This window comes from Nocardia sp. CC201C (genome assembly GCF_030010695.1).
Taxonomy (GTDB): Bacteria; Actinomycetota; Actinomycetes; order Mycobacteriales; family Mycobacteriaceae; genus Nocardia; species Nocardia otitidiscaviarum.
The window spans coordinates 1-3,198 of sequence record NZ_JASCXP010000593.1 but is presented as its reverse complement, the minus strand read 5'-3'; the positions used below and the strand labels follow the sequence as shown (position 1 = coordinate 3,198).

Genomic DNA, 3,198 nt, shown 5'->3' with positions numbered 1-3,198 from the left:
CGGGCATGGCGGTGCGGGTGAACCAGTCCTTCCATTCGCGGGGGAGGGCGATCTCGGTGCGGCCCGCCTCGCCGACCCGGCGCAGCAGATCCAGCGGGCTCTCGTTGAAGCGGAAGTTGTTGACCGCCGCGGTCACCGCACCGTCTTCCACCAGGTAGACGCCGTCCCGGGTGAGGCCGGTGAGCAGCAGGGTGGCCGGGTCCACCTCGCGGATGTACCACAGGCAGGTGAGCAGCAGTCCGCGTTCGGTGCGTGCCACCATCTCCGCGAGCGAGGCGTCGGTGCCGCCGGTCATGAGCAGGTTCTCACCGGGCGGCGTGACGGCGGCCTCGAATTCGGCGGCGGTGGCGCGCGGATACACCAGGTTGGCGATCGCGCCGTCGCGCAGCCAGTCCACCCGACGCGCGGAGAGTCCGTTGTCGAAGACCGACAGCGACTCCGAGGACGACGGGGTGGCCACGAACGGCCGGTACTCCAGACCGGCGGCGCTCGGATCCGAATACAGGGTGAGCGGAATATCCGTGAGCCGCTCCCCGATCCGGGTGCCGCCCGAACGGGAGAAGGCGGTGTGACCCTCCTGCGCGCCGCGGCCCTCCATACTCCACGCCATGTAGATCATCAGGTCGGCCACCGCGGACGGCGGCAGCAGAGTCTCGTAGCGTCCGGCGGGCAGCTCCACCCGTCGCGCCGACCAGTCCAGGCGGCGGGTCAGTTCGCCCAGCAGGGCGGGGGTGTCGATATCGGTGAAATCGAGGGTGCCCGCGCCGACCCAGGCGCTGGCCAGTTCCGCGCCCGCACCGCGCTTACCGTTGATCTCCACCGACCCGGTGGGCTGCACCCAGCGGCGGCGGATCCCGGTGGAGGTGCCCAGCCAGCTGGAATGCATCTGGTGGTGGGCGAATCCGTAGAGGCGGTCCGCGCCGTCGAAGCCGGCCGCGAGATCGCGGGCCAGGCCCTCGAAGACGGTGATGTCGGTACCGGCGGGGGAGCCGTCCCACGACAGCTCGCCGTCCGGGCCGACGGGGCCGGCCGTCTCCGGGGTCAGCAGCGGCATGGCGTCACGGGCCGGTTCGGCGTCGCGGGCCGCGGCCTCGCTGGCGCGCACCACGGATTCGATCTCGGCCGGATCGACACTGGTGGAACCGACGCTGCCGACCCGGGCGACCCGCGGGCCGTCCCGGAAGATCGAGACGACCGCCCAGTCACGCGACATCGAGGAACCATTGGTGGTCATGGAGTTTCCGGCCCAGCGCAGCGAGGCATCGTGGGCATCGGTGACGATGACGACGGCCTCGTCCGCACGCGAGTGCCGCAGCGCGGTCTCCACCACCTCGGGTGCTGCGATCATGCTGTTCACTGCCCGGCCTCCGTGCGCGTATTGAGGACATTGATCCCGCGGACCAGCACCGACGGGCAACCGTGGCTGACCGCCGCCACCTGACCGGGCTGTGCCTTCCCGCAGTTGAACGCACCGCCCAGCACCCACGTGGACGGGCCGCCGACGGCCTCCATGGCGCCCCAGAAGTCGGTGGTGGTGGCCTGATAGGCGACGTCGCGCACCTGTCCGGCCAACTCGCCGTCGCGAATGCGGAAGAAACGCTGGCCGGTGAACTGGAAGTTGTAGCGCTGCATGTCGATCGACCAGCTCTTGTCGCCGACGATGTAGAGGCCGTCGGCCACCCGGGAGATCAGCTCGGCGGTGGTGGTGTCGCGCTCGGGATCCGGTCGCAGCGACACATTCGCCATGCGCTGGATCGGCACGTGGTGCGGGGAGTCGGCGTAGGAGCAGCCGTTGGACCGATCCAGGCCCAACCGCGGGGCGAAGACGCGGTCGAGCTGATAGCCCACCAGAACGCCGTCCCGCACCAGATCCCAGCGCTGCCCGGCCACCCCGTCGTCGTCGTATCCGACCGAGGCCAGCCCGTGTGGCTCGGTGCGGTCGCCGGTGACATGCATGATCGGGGTGCCGTACCGCAGGGTGCCGAGGGTGTCCGGGGTGGCGAAGGAGGTGCCCGCGTAGGCGGATTCGTAACCGATGGCGCGGTCGTACTCGGTGGCGTGGCCGATGGACTCGTGAATGGTCAGCCACAGGTTGCTGGGATCGATCACCAGATCGGTGCGGCCGGGGACGACGGTCGGGGCGGCCACCTTCTCGGCCAGCCACTCCGGGATGCGCGCGAGTTCGCCGTCCCAATCCCAGACGCCGTCCGCGCCGGTCACGTACTCCCAGCCGCGACCAGCCGGGGCGGCGAGAGTGCGCATGGTGTCGAAGACACCGGCCGCGGTGTCGACGGCGATGGCCTCGAGTTGCGGTTGCAGCCGCACCCGCTGCTGGGTGATGCGGGAGCCGAAGGTGTCGGCGTAGTAGGTCTGCTCCTTGACCTGGTACAGCGACGCCGTCACGTGATCCACGCCGGCGGCGGTGTGCAGCCGCCGCGAATAGTCCAGCAGCAGCGCGGTTTTCTCGGGGGTGGGCACGGTGAAGGGGTCGATGTCGTAGTCCGACACCCACTCCACGCCGTCGTACACCGGCTCGGCGGCGAGTTCGACGCGCTCGCGATTCAATGCCCGCAATGTCGTGGCAACGGTGACCGCGCGGCGCGCCACCTCCGCCGCCGACTCCGGATTCAGCACGGCGTGCGAGGCGAAGCCCCAGGTGCCGTCCACGATCACCCGGACCGCGAAGCCGAGATCGGTACTGTCGCCCACCGACTCGACCCGGCCGTCCCGCAGCCGGATGGACTGCGACACCAGCCGGTGCACCCGCAGATCGGCATAGCTCGCGCCCGCCGACCGCGCCGCCGACAGGGCGGCATCGGCGAGCGCGGCCAGGGGCAGTGCGCGGAACTCGTCGTCCACGGCCTTGGTTGCGATGCTCACCCGGTCCACGCTAAGCCGGAGATCCGACACGCGCCAACCACATCCGCGCGCGAGCCGGAATACACAGCGTGCGAAGGTGCACACGCTGCAACAATGCACGGGCTGCGAAGTCGCACAGCAGGAAACGCGCGCGACAAACCCGTGGACATGCCACGTTTTGCTGCTCGGATGCCGTAGCGTCTGCCCGCGTGCCGCCATCCGCACTTCGTGACCGCAAACGTGAACGCACCCGCCGAGCCCTGCTCGAGGCTGCCGTCGAATTGTTCGAGACCCGAGGCTATGAGGCGACCACGGTCGCCGATATCGCCGCCACCGCCG

General features: G+C 70.0%; 3 protein-coding genes. 1 reads left to right on the top strand and 2 read right to left on the bottom strand.

Annotation, left to right across the window (positions count from 1 at the left end):
• On the bottom strand, positions 1-1,348 hold a 1,348-nt coding region (locus QK444_RS34570; protein WP_282786214.1), incomplete at its 3' end, for a metallopeptidase TldD-related protein.
• Between the two features lie 5 nt (positions 1,349-1,353).
• The gene (locus QK444_RS34565) at positions 1,354-2,880 is read right to left on the bottom strand and encodes a TldD/PmbA family protein (RefSeq protein ID WP_282786212.1); all 1,527 of its coding nucleotides are present in this window, start codon (positions 2,878-2,880) and stop codon (positions 1,354-1,356) included.
• 68 nt (positions 2,881-2,948) lie between these two features.
• On the opposite strand from QK444_RS34565, the gene QK444_RS36535 reads away from it, so the two are divergent.
• Positions 2,949-3,198: helix-turn-helix domain-containing protein (locus QK444_RS36535; protein WP_349239564.1), on the top strand; the 250-nt coding region annotated here is incomplete at its 3' end.